This window comes from Streptomyces asoensis, assembly GCF_016860545.1.
Classification (GTDB): domain Bacteria; phylum Actinomycetota; class Actinomycetes; order Streptomycetales; family Streptomycetaceae; genus Streptomyces; species Streptomyces asoensis.
This window is the reverse complement of record NZ_BNEB01000002.1, coordinates 2,142,023-2,161,461: the sequence shown is the minus strand read 5'-3', so window position 1 is coordinate 2,161,461 and position 19,439 is coordinate 2,142,023. Positions and strand designations below refer to the sequence as shown.

16 protein-coding genes and 1 pseudogene are annotated in these 19,439 nt (G+C 70.3%); 6 read left to right on the top strand and 11 right to left on the bottom strand.

Annotation, left to right across the window (positions count from 1 at the left end):
- Positions 1-81: 81 nt before the first annotated feature.
- Positions 82-933: a LysR family transcriptional regulator gene (locus Saso_RS12545; protein WP_229901148.1), complete on the top strand. Its 852-nt coding sequence runs from the start codon at positions 82-84 to the stop codon at positions 931-933.
- A gap of 114 nt (positions 934-1,047) precedes the next feature.
- On the opposite strand, the gene Saso_RS12540 is transcribed toward Saso_RS12545, so the two are convergent.
- Positions 1,048-1,713, bottom strand: coding sequence for a TetR/AcrR family transcriptional regulator (locus tag Saso_RS12540; RefSeq protein WP_189919426.1), 666 nt, complete (start codon positions 1,711-1,713; stop codon positions 1,048-1,050).
- 206 nt (positions 1,714-1,919) lie between these two features.
- Between Saso_RS12540 and Saso_RS12535 the strand changes: the two genes are divergently transcribed.
- Positions 1,920-3,077, top strand: a complete 1,158-nt coding sequence (locus Saso_RS12535; protein WP_229901147.1) for an alkane 1-monooxygenase — start codon at positions 1,920-1,922, stop codon at positions 3,075-3,077.
- An 84-nt stretch (positions 3,078-3,161) separates the two neighbouring features.
- Here Saso_RS12535 and Saso_RS12530 read toward each other — a convergent pair whose 3' ends face one another.
- From Saso_RS12530 to pflB, 4 genes are all read right to left on the bottom strand, one after another.
- Positions 3,162-4,304 (bottom strand): FAD-dependent oxidoreductase, encoded by a 1,143-nt coding sequence (locus Saso_RS12530; RefSeq protein WP_189919423.1) that lies wholly within the window; start codon positions 4,302-4,304, stop codon positions 3,162-3,164.
- Between the two features lie 219 nt (positions 4,305-4,523).
- Positions 4,524-5,216: a TetR/AcrR family transcriptional regulator gene (locus Saso_RS12525; protein WP_189919420.1), complete on the bottom strand. Its 693-nt coding sequence runs from the start codon at positions 5,214-5,216 to the stop codon at positions 4,524-4,526.
- Positions 5,217-5,346: 130 nt separating this feature from the next.
- Positions 5,347-6,105: a pyruvate formate-lyase-activating protein gene (gene pflA, locus Saso_RS12520; RefSeq protein WP_189919418.1), complete on the bottom strand. Its 759-nt coding sequence runs from the start codon at positions 6,103-6,105 to the stop codon at positions 5,347-5,349.
- Positions 6,102-8,360 carry a formate C-acetyltransferase gene (gene pflB / locus Saso_RS12515; protein ID WP_189919416.1) on the bottom strand — a complete coding sequence of 753 codons (2,259 nt, stop codon included), beginning with the start codon at positions 8,358-8,360 and terminating at the stop codon, positions 6,102-6,104. Before pflB ends, pflA begins: the two co-directional genes overlap by 4 nt.
- Positions 8,361-8,669: 309 nt before the next feature.
- On the opposite strand from pflB, the gene ppdK reads away from it, so the two are divergent.
- The 3 genes from ppdK (at position 8,670) to adhE (ending at position 14,939) form a co-directional block, all read left to right on the top strand.
- On the top strand, positions 8,670-11,366 hold the full coding sequence (gene ppdK, locus Saso_RS12510; RefSeq protein ID WP_189919415.1) for a pyruvate, phosphate dikinase: 2,697 nt from the start codon (positions 8,670-8,672) through the stop codon (positions 11,364-11,366).
- A 71-nt stretch (positions 11,367-11,437) separates the two neighbouring features.
- Positions 11,438-12,190, top strand: coding sequence for a CBS domain-containing protein (locus tag Saso_RS12505; protein ID WP_189919413.1), 753 nt, complete (start codon positions 11,438-11,440; stop codon positions 12,188-12,190).
- A gap of 94 nt (positions 12,191-12,284) precedes the next feature.
- Entirely contained in the window at positions 12,285-14,939 is a 2,655-nt protein-coding gene (gene adhE / locus Saso_RS12500; RefSeq protein WP_189919411.1) for a bifunctional acetaldehyde-CoA/alcohol dehydrogenase, read from the top strand.
- 90 nt (positions 14,940-15,029) lie between these two features.
- Here the strand turns inward: adhE and Saso_RS12495 are convergent.
- From Saso_RS12495 to Saso_RS12475, 6 genes and pseudogenes are all read right to left on the bottom strand, one after another.
- Positions 15,030-15,215: pseudogene (locus Saso_RS12495) on the bottom strand (universal stress protein); the annotation flags it as partial.
- A 111-nt stretch (positions 15,216-15,326) separates the two neighbouring features.
- The gene (locus Saso_RS12490; protein ID WP_189919409.1) at positions 15,327-16,250 is read right to left on the bottom strand and encodes a carbamate kinase; all 924 of its coding nucleotides are present in this window, start codon (positions 16,248-16,250) and stop codon (positions 15,327-15,329) included.
- A 42-nt stretch (positions 16,251-16,292) separates the two neighbouring features.
- Entirely contained in the window at positions 16,293-17,321 is a 1,029-nt protein-coding gene (gap, locus tag Saso_RS12485; RefSeq protein WP_189919407.1) for a type I glyceraldehyde-3-phosphate dehydrogenase, read from the bottom strand.
- A gap of 169 nt (positions 17,322-17,490) precedes the next feature.
- Complete coding sequence (locus tag Saso_RS12480; RefSeq protein ID WP_229901146.1) at positions 17,491-18,327, bottom strand: ABC transporter permease subunit; 837 nt, start codon at positions 18,325-18,327, stop codon at positions 17,491-17,493.
- Positions 18,324-18,446, bottom strand: coding sequence for a hypothetical protein (locus Saso_RS38750; RefSeq protein WP_268253201.1), 123 nt, complete (start codon positions 18,444-18,446; stop codon positions 18,324-18,326). Before Saso_RS38750 ends, Saso_RS12480 begins: the two co-directional genes overlap by 4 nt.
- 72 nt (positions 18,447-18,518) lie before the next feature.
- Positions 18,519-18,812 carry a hypothetical protein gene (locus Saso_RS12475; protein WP_189919404.1) on the bottom strand — a complete coding sequence of 98 codons (294 nt, stop codon included), beginning with the start codon at positions 18,810-18,812 and terminating at the stop codon, positions 18,519-18,521.
- Positions 18,813-18,891: 79 nt separating this feature from the next.
- On the opposite strand from Saso_RS12475, the gene Saso_RS12470 reads away from it, so the two are divergent.
- Positions 18,892-19,128 (top strand): hypothetical protein, encoded by a 237-nt coding sequence (locus tag Saso_RS12470; protein ID WP_189919402.1) that lies wholly within the window; start codon positions 18,892-18,894, stop codon positions 19,126-19,128.
- Positions 19,129-19,439: the final 311 nt, after the last annotated feature.

Genomic DNA, 19,439 nt, shown 5'->3' with positions numbered 1-19,439 from the left:
GTTGACGAGTGGACCGCCGGGACCGCTCCGGTGTCCAAGACCCGTTCGGCGGAGTCGATACCTCGTGAGTATCGTTACAGCGTGGAGCTACGGACCCTGAGCTACTTCGTGGCGGTCGCCGAGGAACTCCACTTCGGCCGGGCCGCCACGCGGCTGCATATGAGCCAGCCGCCGCTGAGCCGGGCGGTCAAGCAGTTGGAAGCCGAGGTCGGAGCTCTGCTCTTCGCTCGCTCGCCCACCGGCGTCACACTCACTCCCGTGGGCGCGGTGCTGCTCGGCGAGGCGCGCGCCCTGCTCGACCACGCCGACCGCGTCCGGGTGCGTGTGAGCGCAGCAGCCGGCGTCGCGACTATCACCGTCGGCATCCTGGGTGACGGCGGTGACCCGGGGGTGGCCAGGCTGGCCGCCGCCTACCGCCGAAGCCACCCCGGAGTCGACGTCCGCATCCGTGACACCGATCTGACCGACCCGACGTGCGGACTGCGCGCCGGCCTGGTCGATGTCGCCCTCACGCGGGCGCCCTTCGACGAGACGGCCCTGACGGTGCGTGCGCTGCGGTCCGACCCGGTCGGCGTGGTCCTGCGGGCCGACGATCCACTGGCCCGCCGCGACGGGCTGCGGCTGGCCGAGCTGCGCGACCGCCGCTGGTTCACGTTCCCGCAGGGCACCGACCCCGTCTGGCAGTCGTACTGGAACGGTGGGAGTCCGCGTGAGGGGCCAGTGGTGCGTGCCGTCCAGGAATGCCTTCAGGCTGTGCTGTGGAGCGGCACGGTCGGCCTGGCTCCGCTCGGGCACGACCTGCCCGCCGAGTTCACCGTGGTACCGCTGATCGACATGGCGCCCAGCCAAGTGGTGGCGGTGTGCAACGCGGGAGACACCAACCCGTTGATCCGGTCGTTCTTCGAGACCGCGACCGTCGCGTACCGCCACTGAGCACCGGTAACGGCGTGGACGCGGCTCGCTCCAGGTGCTCTGAGCTGGATCGGCTTCGCCACGGCAGCAGCTCGGACGAGTGCGATCACGTGCTCGGTCAGTGCCATGGACTGCTCATCCTCGACGCGTCACGGGTGTCGCGGGTAACGGGGCCGGCCGTACGGGTTCCTCATGGCCGAGTACCGCGCAGGCGGTGCGCGTCACCAGGTCGGGGACATCGCCGGGTTCGGTTGCCGGCAGCGTCATATGACTGAGCGTGAGGCGGACGACGACGTCCGCGGCCGCGTCCCGGCGTCGAGGTGCGGCGTCCGGCGCCATCTCCCCCAGCCAGGCGGCGACCAGGGTACGAGCCGAGGAGAACACCGGGTCCGGCCTGCTCGTCAGGAAGGGGAGGAGCGCGTCGGTGCCACCCCGCGTGGCAGTGAGTACGGCGCCGATGAAAGGGTTGCGGACGCCCTCGTCGAGGGCATGTGCCACCCCTGCACGCAGCGAGGTGGCAAGGTCTTCTCGGTGAGCGTCGAGAACGGCTGCCAGGCCGAGGAGGAAGCGTTCGGTTTCGCGTTTCACCAGCGCCTGCCCGATGCCGGCCCGGTCGCCGAACAGCTTGTAGATCGAGGGACGGGAGACCTCGGCACGCTCCGCGAGGTCGGCGACCCTGACCTTGTCCCAGCCCTGGTGCCCTGCGAGCTCCCAGGCCTCGTCGAGAATCCGCTCGCGCGCCTGGCTGCGCCACGCGACACGCGGAGACTCCGGACCCTGGATCAATGCGTCGACGTTCATGCCCGCAGTGTGTACTCGGCATGGAAGTGACCGGTCAAGACCGGCAAGACCGTCGACCCCCCTGCCTGACGGGCCATCAGAACGTTTACTCGGCGCCGCCTTTGTCAGCGAGACGTGGCACTGCCACGCTCGGACCTCCCCCCAGGTGCGCTTCCGTCCGGTCCCGGGCGGGGCGGCGCAAGCGCACCGTCCTGCGAGGAGGTTTCGTGGAAGCTCGACGCGCACCTGATGCCCCGGAGTGGCGTGATCCGAAGCGCTACCTGTGGCTTCTCGCCCTCGCGGTGCCGACACTGCCGCTCCAGGCGGGTGCGCTCGTGGCCGTGACCGGCCAGGGTGCATGGTGGTGGTGGGGTCCCGTCTTCGCGTTCGTCCTCCTGCCGGTACTCGACCACGTCACCGGAGAGGATGGTGAGAATCCTCCCGAGGCGGTCATGAAGCGCTTGGAATCGGACCGTTACTACCGTTGGTGCACCTACCTCTACCTGCCGCTGCAATACGGCGCGCTGATCTGGGCCTGCACGCGCTGGGCCGGCGGCGCCCTCTCGGTCGGCGAGGGGACAGGGCTCGCGGCGACGACCGGCGTGGTGGCCGGTGTGGCCATCAACACCGCCCACGAACTGGGCCACAAGCGCGACCGATCGGAACGGCAGCTGAGCCGGATCACGCTGGCACAGAGCGGCTACGGCCACTTCTACGTCGAGCACAATCACGGCCATCACATCCGCGTGGCCACACCGGAAGACCCGGCCAGCTCAAGGCTGGGGGAAAGCTTCTGGCGGTTTCTGCCTCGTGCGGTCGCGGGCAGCCTGCGTTCGGCCTGGCACCTGGAGAGCCGTCGGTTGCAGCGCCGGGGCCGGCGCACGTGGAGCCGTCACAACCAGATCCTCACGGCCTGGTCCCTGACCGTCGTTCTCTTCGCCGCGCTGACGACGACGTTCGGCCCGGCGGTGCTGCCGTACCTGCTCCTCCAGGCCGTGCTCGGATTCTGTCTGCTCGAGACCGTGAACTACCTCGAACACTACGGACTGCTCCGCGAGCGCCTCGCCGACGGCCGCTACGAACGCGTATCGCCACGGCACAGCTGGAACAGCAACCACACGGTCAGCAACCTCTTCCTGTTTCAGCTACAGCGCCATTCCGACCATCACGCCAATCCGTTGCGGCGCTACCAGACCCTCCGGCATTTCGAGGAGTCGCCCCAACTGCCCTCCGGCTACGCCACGATGATCGTCGTCGCCTGGTGTCCCCCGCTGTGGCGGCGGATCATGGACCCGCGACTCGAGCAGCACTACGGCGACCTGCGGAAGGCGCATGTGCGCCCTGCCGAGAACGCTTCGGGCACGAAGGCCGCGCCACGAGCGTGAGGCCCTCGGGCCGTCCGGGTGCACTGGTCGCGTCGGCGCGTGCCGACCGGTCGACGGACCGGTTGGGCTCTCAGGTACGCGGTCTCACGGGCCGGCGGGGCCGGTGGTGAAGAAGCCGATCATCCGTTCCAGGCCGTTCGTACCGAACATGCTGTCCAGGCTCGCGGCGGACTCCGCGGCGGAGGCTTCGCTGCGAGGGAAGAGGGCCTCCTCGTACGCGGTGAGCGCGGCCTCGGTGTCGCCCGGGTGGGCGGCAAGGGCCAAGGCGAGTTCGGCACCGTCGTACATGGCGAGGTTGGCGCCCTCCCCGGCGAACGGGGACATCACGTGGGCCGCGTCGCCGAGCAGGGTGACACCGGGGACGCGGTCCCAGCGGTGACCGACGGGCAGGGCGTGGATGCGGCGCGGGGTGATCGTCTCCGCGTCGGCGACCAGAGCGCGCAGACCCTCGTCCCAGCCCTCGAAGCGGGCGAGGACGGCAGCCTTGGCGGCGGCGTCGGCGCTGAAGTCCACCGTGTCGAGCCAGCCCTCGTCGGCCTTGAGGGCGGCGTAGACGTGCAGGCTGCCGTCGGTCTCGCGGTGGGCGAGGAAGCCGCGCTCGTCTCCCAGGGCGATGAAGAAGCCACCGCCGATGATCGCGGCGCTGCGCGGGTGGCGGGTGTCGGCCTCGTAGAGGTCGGTCTCGACGAAGGAGATGCCGGTGTAGGCGGGCCGGGCGTCGGAGAGCAGCGGCCGGATGCGGGACCAGGCGCCGTCGGCGCCGATGAGGAGGTCGGTGGTGACGGCGGAGCCGTCGGCGAACGCCACCTCGTGGCGTCCTTCGCCCAGCGGACGGGCGCCGGTGACCTTTCGGCCCCAGTGGACCGTTCCGTCGGGCAGAGAGTTCAGCAGCAGGTCGCGCAGATCGCCACGGTCGACCTCGGGGCGGTCGCCGTCGCCGTCGTCCTCGGTGGAGACGTGGACGGTGCCGTCGGGGCCGAGCAGGCGCATCGCCTGGCCACCCTCGTGGACGATCTTGAGGAAGTCGTCGTGCAGACCGGCGGCACGCAGGGCCTTCTGCCCGTTGTCCTCGTGGATGTCGAGCATGCCGCCCTGCGTACGGGCCTCCGGACCGGGCTCCAGGTCGAAGATCGCCGACTCGATGCCGTTGACGTGCAGGACACGGGCGGCGGTCAGGCCACCGAGGCCGCCGCCGATGATGGCGACGGGGAGATGGGGAGCGCTCATCGAGGACCTCTTCACCTAGGGGATGCGAGCAGGCGCCGGAAGGCGGCTGCCGACGGCGCCGACAGGCGGCCGACCGCACCGCGCGGCGGCGCTACCGCCGCCTCTCGGGCCACTGCCCACGATAACGAACATGTTCGTAGCGAACAAGTTCGTTCACAGGCTCGCGGCACCGCCCCTCCCAGGGTCCGGCGCGGGCAGCACACCGGACCCGGAAAGGACTCAGTCCGCCTGGTGAGGCACCGGAGTGCTCGTGATGCCGTTGACCAGGACGTCGAAACTCCAGCGCATCCGGTCCTGGGCTGCGCCGCCGATCAGATCCGGCATATGCGCGGCGATCGCCGGGTGCGTGGCCCCCTCCACGGCGTGCAGCGCGCGCACAGTGGCGTTCCAGTCGTCCTCGGAGGTGGGGTCGTGCTCGTGCGTCGAATGTTCCGCGGCGGTGGCGGTGGCGTCCTGGAGCAGCTTGTCCACCCCCCAGGCGACCTGGGCGCGAGGGGCGCCGCTGCGCGCGAGCAGGTCGAGGATCCGTTCCACCAGCCGCAGGTAGTTCTCGCCGCTCGGCCTGGCCACGAGAGCGGACCGCGCCAGCTGGGGGTGCTCGAACAGCACCAGGGTGTACGACGTCATGACGGCGCGGAGCTGATCGCGCCAGTCACCGCTCTCATCGCCGCTCAGGTCGACCTCCCCCAGCAGCGCGTCCAGTACGGCCGCGTGCAGCTCGGCGGTGTTGGCGACGTAGACGTACAGGGAGGCCGGGCCGGTGTCCAGCTCCTGTGCCAGGCGGCGCATGGTGACCTTTTCCAACCCCTCGGCACGCATGATCCGCACGGCCGTGTCCACGATCCAGCGCCGGGACAGGGCGGGCTTGACCGGACGCTCCCGCCGACCGACCGGCTCTCTTCTCGCACTCATACACCGATCGTAACGAACACGTTCGACGAGGGAGCGGTCGGCGCGAAGGGGCTGTCACCAGCGCCCGGGCGGCGCCGCTCGCCCTGCACCCGGGGTCGCGACGCTCCCCCGGGTGCACGCGGACGCGCGGTCAGTAGACCGCCGTTCCGTGTGCGCCGAACCGTTCGCGGACCCGCTCCGTGAGAGTGGGATCCGGGGCCGGAGCGTCCTTCAGCGGGAAGGGGATGCCCAGCGCCTCGTACTTGGCAGCGCCGAGTTTGTGGAACGGCAGGACATCGACGCGGTCGACCGCCTCCAGGCCGGAGACGAACTCGGCCAGGCCGTCGACCGCTACCAAGTCGTCGGTCCAGCCGGGCACCAGGACATACCGGATCCACATGGGGACGCCGAGCCGGTCGAGTCGCGTCGCGAACGCGAGAGTGGGGGCGAGGTCACCGCCGGTGAGTCTGCGGTAGGTGGCGATGTCGAAGGATTTGATGTCCAGCAGGACCAGGTCGGTGTCGGCGAGGAGTTCGTCCGTGGCTCGGGCGCCCAGGAAGCCGGAGGTGTCGATGGCGGTGTGCAGTCCGGCCTCCTTGCAGCGGCGCAGCAGGGCTCCGGTGAAGGCCGGCTGGAGCAGTGCCTCGCCGCCGGTGACTGTCACGCCGCCGCCGGCGGTGGTGAGGAACGGCCGGTGCTTCTCGATCACGGTCATCATCTCGTCGACCGTCACCCTCCGGCCGTCGCGCATGTGCCAGGTGTCGGGATTGGCGCAGTACAGGCAGCGCAGCGGGCAGCCGCTGACGAAGAGGACGAACCGGGTCCCGGGGCCGTCGACGCCGGTGGACAGGTCCCAGGAGTGGATCCGGCCGGTGACCTGTCCCGGGTCCGTGGTGTGCGCCGTGTTCACAGCGTTCCGTGGAAAGTGCGGCTGATCACGTCCAGTTGCTGCTCGCGGGTCAGGCGGACGAAGTTCACCGCGTATCCGGAGACCCTGATGGTCAGTTCCGGGTACTTCTCCGGGTGTTCCATGGCGTCCTCCAGGGTGGCCCGGTCGAGGACGTTGACGTTCATGTGGAAGCCTCCGGCCGTCGTGTAGCCGTCGAGGATTCCCACCAAGTGGCCGGCCCGCTCCTCGGGTGCGTGTCCGAGGCCCTCGGGAGTGATCGTCGTGGTCAGGGAGATGCCGTCGCGGGCCGCCTCGTACGGCAGTTTGGCCACCGACAGCGCGGAGGCGACGACCCCGTGCTTGTCGCGGCCGTTCATCGGGTTGGCGCCGGGCGCGAAGGGCTGTCCGGCACGGCGGCCGTCAGGAGTGTTGCCGGTGTGCTTGCCGTACACGACGTTCGAGGTGATCGTCAGTACCGACTGGGTGTGCTCGGCGTCCCGGTAGGTGGGGTGCTTGCGCACCTTCGCCATGAACGACTCCACCAGGTCGACGGCGATCGAGTCGGCGCGGTCGTCGTTGTTGCCGTACGCCGGGAACTCTCCTTCGGTCGCGAAGTCCACGGCCAGTCCCGTCGCGTCGCGGAACACCTTCACCCGGGCGTGCTTGACGGCGGACAGACTGTCGACGGCGACGGACAGGCCCGCGATGCCGCAGGCCATGAAGCGGTGCACCGGGTAGTCGTGCAGGGCCATCTCGATCCGCTCGTAGGCGTACTTGTCGTGCATGTAGTGGATGACGTTGAGCGTGTCGACGTAGGTCTGCGCCAGCCAGTCGAGGACCCGCTCGTACGCCGCCGACAGCTCCGCGTGGTCGAGGTGGTCGCCGGTCAGCGGGGGCATCTCGGGGGTGACCTGCTCCCCGGTCATCTCGTCGCGGCCGCCGTTGACCGCGTAGAGCAGCGCCTTGGCCAGATTGACCCGTGCCCCGAAGAACTGCATCTGACGTCCCACCGCCATCGCCGACACGCAGCAGGCGATCGCGGTGTCGTCACCGGTGCGCGGCCGCAGGAGATCGTCGGACTCGTACTGGACGGCGCTGGTGTCGATGGACACCTGGGCGCAGTACCGCTTGAACCCCTCGGGCAGTCGCGGCGACCACAGCACGGTCAGGTTCGGCTCGGGCGCGGGGCCGAGGTTGTACAGGGTCCGAAGGAACCGGAAGGAGGTGCGGGTGACCAGCGGGCGGCCGTCCAGCCCGATACCGCCGATGGACTCCGTCACCCAGGTCGGGTCACCGGAGAACAGGGCGTCGTACTCGGGAGTGCGCAGGAACCGCACGATCCGCAGCTTGATCACGAAGTCGTCGATCAACTCCTGCGCGCGTGTCTCGTCGAGAACGCCTTCGTCCAGATCTCGCTGGAGGTAGACGTCGAGGAAGGTGGAGGTACGGCCCAGCGACATCGCGGCGCCGTTCTGCTCCTTCACCGCGGCGAGGTAGCCGAGGTACAGCCACTGGACGGCCTCGTGTGCATCGGCTGCGGGACGGGAGACGTCGCATCCGTAGGCCGCGGCCATCTCGGTCAGCTCCCGCAGAGCCCTGAGCTGCTCGGCGAGCTCCTCGCGGTCGCGGATGACGTCGGCGCCGGAGGGGCGGGCGTCCAGGGCGGCGCGATCGGCCCTCTTGGCCTCGATCAGCCGGTCGGTGCCGTAGAGCGCGACACGGCGGTAGTCGCCGATGATCCGGCCGCGGCCGTACGCGTCGGGCAGCCCCGTGATGATGCCGACCCTGCGGGCGGCGCGCATCGCTGGCGTGTACGCGTCGAAGACGCCGTCGTTGTGGGTCTTGCGGTAGGTGCCGAAGACCTTGGTGACGAAGGCGTCGGGCTCGTAGCCGTAGGCCTTGAGGCTGTTCTCCACCATGCGGATGCCGCCATTGGGCATGATCGCGCGCTTGAGCGGGGCGTCGGTCTGCAGTCCGACGATCAGTTCGCGGTCCCGGTCGATGTAGCCGGGAGCGTGCGAGGTGATCGTGGAGGGTGTGGTGGCGTCCACGTCGAGGATCCCGCGGCGGCGCTCCTCCGGAAACAGGCTGCTGACCTTCTCCCACACCGCCCGGGTGCGGTTCGTGGGCCCGGTGAGGAAGGACGCGTCACCCTCGTACGGGGTGTAGTTGGCCTGGACGAAGTCGCGCACGTCGACGCGCTTGCGCCACCCTTCTCCGGCGAACTGCCGCCAGGCGTCGACTGTGCGGGGGCCGGCTGTCGCCGTCGCCGTCATCACGGGTCCTCTCGTCGGATCTGCCTGTTCGCTGTCGATCCTGGCCCCGGACACGCGCGTCCAGGAGTGCCGGACAGGGCACCGTGGTGGGCCCTTCGGGCCCTCTGGGGACCCCCGGCCAGGACCTTCGGCCCTCCCGCGATGCGGGGCGGTCCGCGCGACGCGGCCCGTTGCCGCCGGACTTCCTTCGACGCGGAGGGGACCCAGGGCCGGTCGTCCTCCCCTGTGGGGACCGCCGGCACCTCGCGTGGGGCGGCGGGCCCGTCCCACGCTGGAAGGACCAAGCCATTCGTCGGAGGAGAACGCGTCATGGCCCGTTACGTGTACGACTTCACCCAGGGTCGCCGGGACATGGCCGACCTGCTCGGGGGCAAGGGAGCGAACCTTGCCGAGATGACCCGGCTGGGCCTGCCCGTGCCGCCCGGCTTCACTGTCACCACCGAGGCGTGCCGGGCCTACTTGAGCACCGGCGGCGAGCCCGCCGGCCTGTGGCGGGAGATCTCTGCGCACCTGACCGCCGTCGAGACGACCGCGGGCCGGCTGCTGGGACAGCCGGACGACCCGCTGCTGCTGTCCGTCCGCTCCGGGGCCCGCTTCTCCATGCCGGGCATGATGGAGACGATCCTCGACATCGGCCTCAACGACGAGTCCGTCCTCGGCCTGGCGAAGGTCTCCGGCAACGAGCGCTTCGCCTGGGACTCCTATCGCCGTCTCGTGCAGATGTTCGCAAGCATCGTGATGGGCGTCGAGTCAGCGCACTTCGAGCGTGCGATCGGCGACCTCAAAGCGGAACGCGGTGTCCGTGACGACGTACATCTGACGGCAGGTGACCTCGCCGGACTGGTCGGGACGTTCAAGGAACTGGTCCACCGGGAGACCGGCGAGTACTTCCCGCAGTCGCCCGCCGAGCAGCTGCGCCGGGCGGTCCTGGCCGTCTTCGCATCCTGGAACGGCGAACGTGCCCGCCTGTACCGGCGGCGGGAGCACATCGCCGACGACCTCGGCACGGCTGTCAACGTTCAGCGCATGGTGTTCGGCAACCTCGGGCCCGACTCCGGCAGCGGAGTCGCCTTCACCCGCGACCCGGCCACCGGGCGGCCCGGCCTGTACGGCGACTACCTGCCCGACGCGCAGGGCGAGGACGTCGTGGCCGGCATCCGCAACACGGTCACGCTCACCGACCTGGAACACCTGGACCCCGGCTCCCACGCCCGGCTGCGCGCCCACATGGAGACCCTGGAACGGCATTACCGCGACCTGTGCGACATCGAGTTCACCATCGAGCGCGGCACCCTGTGGATGCTTCAGACACGGGTCGGCAAGCGCACCGCCGAAGCCGCCTTCGCGATCGCCACCGGACTCGCGGACGAGGGACTCATCACCTCGGACGAGGCTCTTGCGCGGGTCGGCGGGGACCAGTTGGCCCGACTGATGTTCCCCCGCTTCGACACCTCACAGACCGGCGATCCGCTGGCCCGCGGGCTTCCCGCGTCGCCCGGTGCCGCGGTCGGTGCCGCGGTCTTCGACTCCGCCGAGGCGGTACGGCGCGCGGCGGCAGGCGAAAAGGTGGTCCTGGTCCGCCAGGAGACCACCCCCGACGACCTGCCCGGCATGATCGCGGCCCAGGCCGTCCTCACCAGCCGCGGCGGCAAGACCAGTCACGCGGCCGTGGTCGCCCGCGGCATGGGCAAGGTCTGCGTGTGCGGCGCCGAGGAACTCGCCGTCGACATCGAGCAACGCCGTTTCACCGCCTCGGACGGCACGGTCGTCGAGGAGGGGACGGTCGTCTCCGTGGACGGCTCCACCGGCAGTGTGTACGCAGGTCCGGTACCGCTGACGGACTCGGCGGTCATCCGTTTCCTGGAGAACGGCTCCACAGACGAGGACACGACCGGCGTGGCCGACGCGGTCGCCCGCCTGCTGGCGCGGGCCGACAGCGTCCGGCGCCTGGAGGTGCGTGCCAACGCCGACACCCCCGAGGACGCCGCCCGGGCCCGCCGTTTCGGCGCACAGGGCGTCGGGCTGTGCCGTACCGAGCACATGTTCCTCGGTGAGCGCCGCAAGCTGGTCGAGGCGATGATCCTGGCCTGCGACGAGAGCGAACGCGAGGACACGCTCGCTGCACTGCTTCCGCTGCAACGCGCGGACTTCACCGGCATCCTGGCGGCGATGGACGGCCTGCCCGTAACGATCCGGCTCATCGACCCGCCTCTGCACGAGTTCCTGCCCGACCGCACCGACCTGGCCGTGCGCATCGCCACCGCCGAGGCCCGGGGCACTCTGCCCGATCCCCGCGACACGGAACTCCTCGCCGCCGTCGACCGCATGCACGAGGAGAACCCGATGCTCGGGCTCCGTGGCGTCCGGCTCGGCCTGGTCGTGCCGGGCCTCGTCGCCATGCAGGTACGGGCGATCGCCGAAGCCGTCGTGGAGCGCACCAGGGCCGGCGGTTCCCCACGAGCGGAGATCATGGTGCCGCTGGTCGGCGCCGTCGAGGAACTGCGCATCGAACGCGAGGAAGTGGAACGGGTCCTGCACGACGTCTCCCGGAAGTCCGGCGTCACCGTGCACTGCCCCGTCGGTACCATGATCGAGCTGCCCAGGGCCGCGCTGACGGCCGGAAGGATCGCGAAGGAGGCGGAGTTCTTCTCCTTCGGCACCAACGACCTCACCCAGACCACCTGGGGGTTCTCCCGGGACGACGTCGAGGCGGCCTTCTTCTCCGCGTATCTCGACAAGGGGATCTTCAGCGCCTCGCCGTTCGAGACCCTCGACCGAGACGGAGTGGGTCGCCTGGTGCGGATCGCGGTCGACGAAGGCCGGGCCGCACGTCCCGATCTGAAGATCGGGGTGTGCGGCGAGCACGGCGGTGACCCCGATTCCGTGCACTTCTTCCACGCGGCCGGACTGGACTACGTCTCCTGCTCTCCGTTCCGCGTACCGGTCGCCCGCCTCGAGGCGGGCCGGGCCGCGCTGGAGGCGACCGACAGCGGCGACAGCAGGTGACGGGACTTACGGCACCCCCAGCGCGTGCTCCCCGCCATTGCGACGCCAAGACAGCTCAGGAGTGACCCGGCATGACATCTCACACCGTCGGTCAAGTGATGACCAGCGACGTCGTCCAGGCCAGGCGTACGACGTCCTTCAAGGACCTCGTCCGGCTGCTCGATCGCCACCACATCAGCGGTCTGCCCGTGGTCGACGACGACGACAAGGTGATCGGTGTCCTCTCCGGAACCGACCTGGTCCGCGCGCAGGCACACCGTGCGCGGACGGACCCCGAGGGAGCCGTCACCGCGAACGACCTGATGACGACACCTGCGATCACCGTCCACCCGGAGCAGACCGTCCCGGAAGCGGCACGGCTGATGGAACGCCGCGGCGTCGAACGCCTCCCCGTGATCGACGAGGAGGACCGGCTCGTCGGCATCGCGACCCGCCGGGATCTGCTGCGCGTCTTCCTGCGGACGGACGACGACATCGGGCACCAGGTGACCGAGGAGGTCCTGGCCGGCCGGCTGGAGCTGCGCCCCGGCGCCGTCACCGTCGGCGTCCACGACGGAGTGGTCACACTCGACGGCCGCGTACGACTGCGCAGCCAGGTCCCGGACGCCGTGCACTCGGTATGGCGGCTGGAGGGCGTGGTCGGGGTGGTGAGCGCTCTGGCGTTCGACATGGACGACTGCGCGCTGCCGGACCCGCCCGCCACCGCCCCTTCGCACCCGGGGGCGCGGCGAGCCGCGGCCGGGCCGAGAGTCCCCGCTCGATCAGGGCCGGACGGTCCCGGGAAGGGCCCTTCGACGCCTCCGACCGCCCCGGGGTCCAGGTGAGAGTGGATGCGGGAAGCGATCTCCGGCCCGGGAGACGCTCCCGCCCTGCGCCGCCGCATTCGCACGGCGGTCCCGACGACGGAGGCAGACCACCATGACCCGAAACGACGCGCGGACCGGCGCCACGACCGAAAGCGCGGTCCCGTCGGACACCGCGGTCGCCGTGGACCGTCTGGTCACGGCCGGTCTGAAGGCACTCTCGGACTACGAGGCCTTCACCCAGGAACAGGTCGACCACATCGTCAAGAAGGCCTCGGTCGCCGCCCTCGACCACCACACCGCGCTGGCCCGTCTTGCGGTCGACGAGACCGGACGCGGAGTCTTCGAGGACAAGGCCGCCAAGAACATGTTCGCGTGTGAGCACGTCACGCACAGCATGGGGCGTCTGAAGACGGTCGGAGTCATCAGCCGTGACGACATCGAGGACATGATCGAGATCGCCGAACCGGTGGGCGTGGTGGCCGCGGTCACCCCGGTCACCAACCCGACCTCCACCACACTCTTCAAGGCGTTGATGGCCCTGAAGACCCGCAACCCGGTGGTGTTCGCCTTCCACCCGTCCGCCCAGCGGTGCAGCACCGAGGCCGCCCGTGTCGTGCGGGACGCCGCCGTCGCCGCAGGCGCGCCGGAACACTGCGTGCAGTGGATCGAGCAACCGTCCATCGAGGCGACAGGCCTGCTGATGCGGCACCCGGGCGTCTCCCTGATCCTCGCCACCGGCGGCAACGCCCTGGTCAAGGCCGCCTACTCGGCCGGCAAGCCCGCCCTGGGCGTCGGCGCCGGCAATGTGCCCGCCTACGTGCACCGCACGGCAAAACTGCACCGGGCCGTCAACGACCTGGTCCTGTCGAAGTCCTTCGACAATGGCATGATCTGTGCCTCCGAACAGGCCGTCATCCTGGACACCGACATCTACGACGCGGCCGTGGCCGAGTTCCGCACCTTGCACGCCCACCTCGCCGACGCGGAGGAGAAGGGCAAGCTGGAGTCGTTCCTCTTTCCCGCTTCCGGCGGCTCGGAGGCCGGTTGCGAACCGAAGGTCAATGCTGCCGCCGTGGGCCGGAGCCCCGCCTGGATCGCCGAGCAGGCCGGGTTCTCCGTACCGGAGGACACCTCGGTCATCCTCGTCGAGGCCGAACGGGTGGGACCGGACGAGCCGTTGACCCGCGAGAAGCTGTGCCCCGTGCTGGCCGTGCTCCGCGCCCGGGACGAGCGTCACGGTTTCGACCTGGCCGCCGACATGGTCGCCTTCCACGGACAGGGCCACAGCGCCGTCATCCACACCGAGGACACCGCACTGGCCGAGGCATACGGCATGCGGATGAAGACCGTTCGCGTCATCGTCAACGCCCCCTCCTCGCAGGGCGCCATCGGCGGCATCTACAACGGCCTTCTGCCCTCGCTGACACTCGGTTGCGGCTCCTGGGGCAGCACCTCGGTCTCCAACAACGTCTCCGCCGCCCAGCTGCTCAACGTCAAACGAGTCTCCACCCGCCGCAACAACCTCCAGTGGTTCAAGGTGCCCCCGAAGATCTACTTCGAGCCGCAGGCCATCCGCTACCTGACTGCCATGCCCGACGTCCACCGCGTCACCGTCGTCACCGACGCCACCATGACCCGGCTCGGCTTCGTGGACCGCGTCAGCCGGGTCCTGCGGAGCCGCCCCGAACCGGTCACCCTCCAGATCATCGACAACGTCGAACCCGAGCCCAGCATCGACTCGGTGCGGCACGGAGCCCGCCTGATGGGCGACTTCCGCCCGGACACGATCATCGCGCTCGGCGGCGGCTCCCCGATGGACGCGGCCAAGGTGATGTGGCTGCTGTACGAGCAGCACGCCGCCGGCAACGAGATCGACTTCACGGACATGCGGCAGAAGTTCTCCGACATCCGCAAACGCGCATTTCGTTTCCCGACCCCCGGCAAGCTCGCCCGGCTGGTGTGCGTGCCCACCACTTCCGGCACCGGTGCGGAAGTCACCCCGTTCGCCGTCATCTCCGATCCGGCCACCGGCAAGAAATACCCCTTGGCCGACTACGCCCTCACCCCCAGCGTCGCCATCGTCGACCCTCTGCTCACCACCGCGCTGCCGCCCACGCTCGCCGCCGACAGCGGCTTCGACGCCCTCACCCACGCCATCGAGGCGTACGTCTCCGTGTACGCCAACGACTTCACGGACGGCCTCGCCCTGCACGCGATCCGCCTTGTCGTCGGCCACCTGGAAGCCGCCGTGAACGACCGAGACGGGTCACCCGAGGCTCGGGAGAAGATGCACAACGCCGGCACCATAGCCGGTATGGCTTTCGGCAACGCCTTCCTCGGCATCGTCCATGCCATGTCCCACACCCTCGGCGCCACTTTCCATGTCGCACACGGCCGCACCAACGCGCTCCTGCTCCCGCACGTCATCCGCTACAACGGCACCGTCCCCACCAAACTGACCGGCTGGCCCAAGTACGAGCACTACCGTGCTCCCGAGCGCTTCCAGGACATCGCCCGCACCCTCGGACTGCCCGCCACCAGTCCCGAGGAGGGCGTGGAGTCGCTCGCCCGGGCCGTGGAGCGCCTCCGGGACGCCGTGGGCATCGAGCCGACGTTCCAGGCACTCGGCATCGACGAGCGGACGTACCTGCAAGCGCTCCCCCAGCAGGCCCTGAACGCCTACGAGGACCAGTGCGCGCCCGCCAACCCTCGCATGCCGATGCTGGACGACATGCAGGGGATCATGCGCACCGCGTTCTACGGCTGACGGGCGGCAGGCTCAGACGGGCGGGCAGACCCTGTTGAGGGACTGCCCGCCCGTCTCGCATGCGTGAACGCCCGGCGTCCGGTCCGCCGGTCATACGTGCGGGACCACGGCCACCGGCGCGGCCGCGTGGTGCAGCAGCGCCTGGGTCACCGGCCCGATGTGCGTGCCTGTCGCCGACCGGCGGATCCTTCGGCCCACGACCATCAGTGCCGCGTCACGCGAAGCGTCGATCAGGTGGGGTCCCGCGCCACCGACCGTGATGTGCGCACGAACCTCCGTCAGGTGCTTCGAGTCTCCGCTTCGTGCGCTGGGGCCGGCAGGGACCATGGGTCGCGGCCCCTCGGCCGGCGGGCCCCGTCTCCCCTGCCCCGACCGCACTGATGCCCGCTATTCGAAGACCAGTTGCGGTCGTACGAGAGTTCCGGATGTGCCGTGGACGATCGCGTACGCGGCGTCGAGGGCGCCTATCGCGGCCAGAGCGCCGGTCCGATCGACGAATCGTGCGGCGGCTTCGGCCTTGGGCCTCATCGGCCCTGCGGGACCGGCCCGGTCGAGCAACTGCGCTGGTGTCACATCGAGAAGGGGCCGCTGGCGCGGCGTACCGAAGTCGGTGTACACGTTCGGGACGTCGGTGAGGATCAGCAGGAAGTCCGCCTTCAGCTCCTCGGCCAGGAAGGCGGCCGTGAGGTCCTTGTCGACGACCGCTTCCACACCGGTGAGCTCGCCGGTGATGCGGTCGGACGTGACCGGGACGCCTCCGCCTCCGCAGCAGACGACCAGTGCACCGCTGTCCAGGAGCGTGTGGACGGTGTCGGTCTCGACGATGCCCTGGGGAGCCGGGGACGGGACGATGCGGCGCCATCCTGCGGTGTCCCTGGAGACGTGCCAGCCGCGTTTGCGGGCGAGGGCATGCGCGACATCCCTGGGGTAGACCTGGCCGACGAACTCGGTGGGCCGCTGGAAGGCCGGATCGTGCGTGCGTACCAGGGTGTGCGTGACCAGCGCGGCGACCTGCCTCCCCGGCAGGGCGCCGCGCAGGGACCGGGCCAGCAGCGACCCGATCATGCCCTGGGTCTGCGCGCCGAGGATGTCCAGCGGGTACGGGGCGCTGAGGGCGGGGTCGCTGACGCTCTCCATGGCGAGCAGGCCGATCTGGGGGCCGTTGGCATGGGTGATGACGAGTTCGTTGTCCTTGGCCAGTGGGGCAAGGGCGATGACGGCCCGTTCGACGTTGGCCTGCTGGACCGCGGCGTCGGGGCGTTCGCCCCGGTGCAGCAGTACGTTGCCGCCCAGGGCGACGACGATGCGCATGGTTCGGTCCTCCAGAGTGCGCGGGAGTCGGGGGTGAAGTTGTCAGTTGCGCGGAAGCCGGTCGGCGACGTACTGGGTGAGGTCGAGCAGCCGGTTGGTGTAGCCCCACTCGTTGTCGTACCAGCCGAAGACCTTCACCAGTTCTCCGTGCGCCTGCGTCAGCGGAGCGTCCAGGACGCACGAGGCCGGATCGCCGACGACGTCGCGCGAGACGATCGGCGCGTCCGAGACGCGCAGGATTCCCTTCAGCGGTCCGTCGGCGGCCTCACGGAACGCCGCGTTGATCTCCTCGACACTCGCCGGCCGCTCCAGGATCAGGCTGAGGTCGGTCAGCGACCCGTCCTCGACCGGGACCCGTACGGCGATTCCGTCAAGCGTTCCGGCAAGCTCCGGCAGGACGAGGCCGACGGCGCGGGCGGCACCGGTGGACGTGGGGATGATGTTGAGGGCGGCGCTGCGGCCACGCCGCAGATCCTTGTGCGGCCCGTCGAGTACCACCTGATCGTTGGTGTAGCCGTGGATGGTGGTCATCAGACCCTTCACCAAGCCGAAGGAGTCGTCGATCACCCTCACCATGGGAGCCGCGCAGTTGGTGGTGCAGGACGCGTTGGAGACCACGTGGTGACGGTCGGGATCATAGGCACCTTCGTTGACACCCATGACCACGGTGGCGTCGACATCCTTGCCGGGCACGGACAGCAGCACCTTACGAGCACCGGCCGCCAGGTGCCGACCGGCCTGCTCACGCGTGCGGAATCGTCCCGTCGACTCGATGACGACGTCCACCCCCAGATCTGCCCAGCCCAGTGCGGCGGGGTCGCGTTCGGCTGTCACGCGGACGCGGTGACCGCCCACGGTCAGGGAGGTCTCGTCGTGCTCGACCGTGCGTCCGAGCCGTCCGTAGGTGGAGTCGTACGCCAGCAGGTGCGCCAGCGCGGCCGGCGAGGTGAGGTCGTTGACCGCCACGACCTGGATCGGCGTTCCGGTGCCGCTCTCCGCGCGCTCCAGTGCGCCGCGGAGGTAGTTGCGTCCGATGCGGCCGAAGCCGTTGATGCCCACGCGCACACTCATGTCCGTCGCCCTCCCGGGATGTCCGCCGATGTCTGCGGCACCAGACTGCGGGCACCGGACCGGCCGGGTCTTGGGTCGTACGGGACGATGCGGCGGGCCGTTCAGCCTCTTTCTCGTTCTGAAGTCATGGGGATCCGACATCACCGCACTCGCGGTCGGCCCGATTCAGTTACGCGTCGCGCCTGTGCAGGACCAGGCCGCCGACCAGCAGCGCGGCCGCGGCCCACGCGGCGACCACGCCCAGGCTGGCCCACGCACCGATGGGCAGACCGTGCAGGCGGGCGGTGCCTTGGATCGCCGGCCCGGCGGTCATGGGCGAGATCTGGTGGAGGTGACGCTGCCATTCCGGGTCACCGACGACCCGCGCGACGGTCGGGAAGAGGTAGAGCAGCCCGAGCACGATCCCGACGGCACTCGCCGCGTCCCGTACCCCCGTCGCCACACCGAGGCCGAGCAGGGCGATCAGGACGAGATAGAGGACGGAGCCCACGGCCGCCCGCAGGGTCGGGCCGTCGGCCGGGGAGAGTGGGGCATAGCCGTGCGCCTCGGTGGAGCCGTTGCCGGGCAGGATGTGGCGGCCGGCGAGGAGGGAGGCCAGGACGGCAGCCGTGCCGGAGGCCAGGACGACCGCGGTGAGGATCGTCGCCTTCACGGTGAGGACGGGCGTCCGGTTCGGCACTGCGATGAGCGTGGTCCGGATCATCCCGGTGGCGTACTCGCCGCTGACGGCCAGCACCGCGAAGACGGCGATGACCGCCTGCCCGACAGTGACGCCGGTCAGGGCGAGCTTGACGGCGTCCTGGCCGCACCCCGCGTCCGGGCACTTCACGGCCTTGACGCTGCCGCCGCCGACGGCCGCGGTCAGCACGAGGCCGATCAGGAGCAACCTGCCCGTTTCCCCTGCGGTGCGCAGCATCGTCCACTCCGCGCGCAGGGCGCGGGCGAAGTCCTCTCGCCACACCCCGTCGGCCGTGCTCGTGGGTCGTGCACCGCTTCGGAGGCTCATACGTCCCTCCCGCGCAGCCGCACCACGGCCAGGCCGAAGGCGAGCACGGCGTATCCGCACAGCACGGCGAGGCCGGCCCAGGGGGCGAGCGGGTAGTAGCCGGTCGACGGCTCGTACACGCTGAGCACTTGCGTGTACTGCGGCAGGGTCTGCTGGACGGCGAAGCCCGCGGGCGGGGTGGCCCGCAGCAGTCACCGGGAGATGTCCGGGGGCAGTACGCCGGAGGTGGCCGGCAGGAAGGGCAGCACGATCGACGCGGTGACGAGGGCGACCGCCGGGCCGCTGCGCCGCAGCAGGGCACCGACGCCGAGAGCGAGCACGGCGGCGGCTGCGCAGAGCAGGCCGGTTCCGGCCACGACGCGCGCTTCGGTCGCCGCGGTGACGGGGAAGACACGGAAGCCCCTGCCGAGCGCACTGCCTTCCCCGAGGGGAACGGTGACCGCGGCGGAGACCAGGCCGACGGCGCACGCGACGCCCTCGGCCACCAGTGTTGGGGGTGTCTGTCATCGCGTGGCCTCCCCCGCCGGGACGCCCCGGTACTCCGCCGTGTCCCGGGTGAGTTGCATGTATGCCTCTTCGAGCGTCGCCCGGTGCGCGGACACTTGGGAGAACGGCACGCCGTTCCGGGCGAGCAGGGCCACGATCAGCAGCCAGATCCTCCTCGCCGCGGAGGTAGCCGATCCTGGTGTGCCCCAGGTCGATCAGGTGCTGGAGCGAGTCCACCACCTCGGCTACTGCTGCAAGAACGCGGGCTCGACGGCCGGATACTGCGACGACTCCACCCCGATCAAGCTGCCCTGACCCGCCCCCCGAAAGCGATACCCCAGGACCGTGGACGGGCCGGTACCTCCGGCCCGCCCCAGCCCGTGCCGCCGAGCGCCGCGACTATCGGGGGCGTGCGGGAGGCGGAGGCGGTGGGGGCGCCGAGGCGCGGGGAGGCTTCTCCACCGGGACGGGATCACCCAGCGGGTCCCCCAGCGGATCGTCCCGGCCCTCCTCGAGCCCGTCCGGCTCGCAGGCCTCCCCGGGAGGTTTGGTCTCCAGGGGGACGGACGTCAACTCATCGTACTGCTCCGGCACTTCTCTCCTCAAAGAGGGTGAGCGGGGATGAT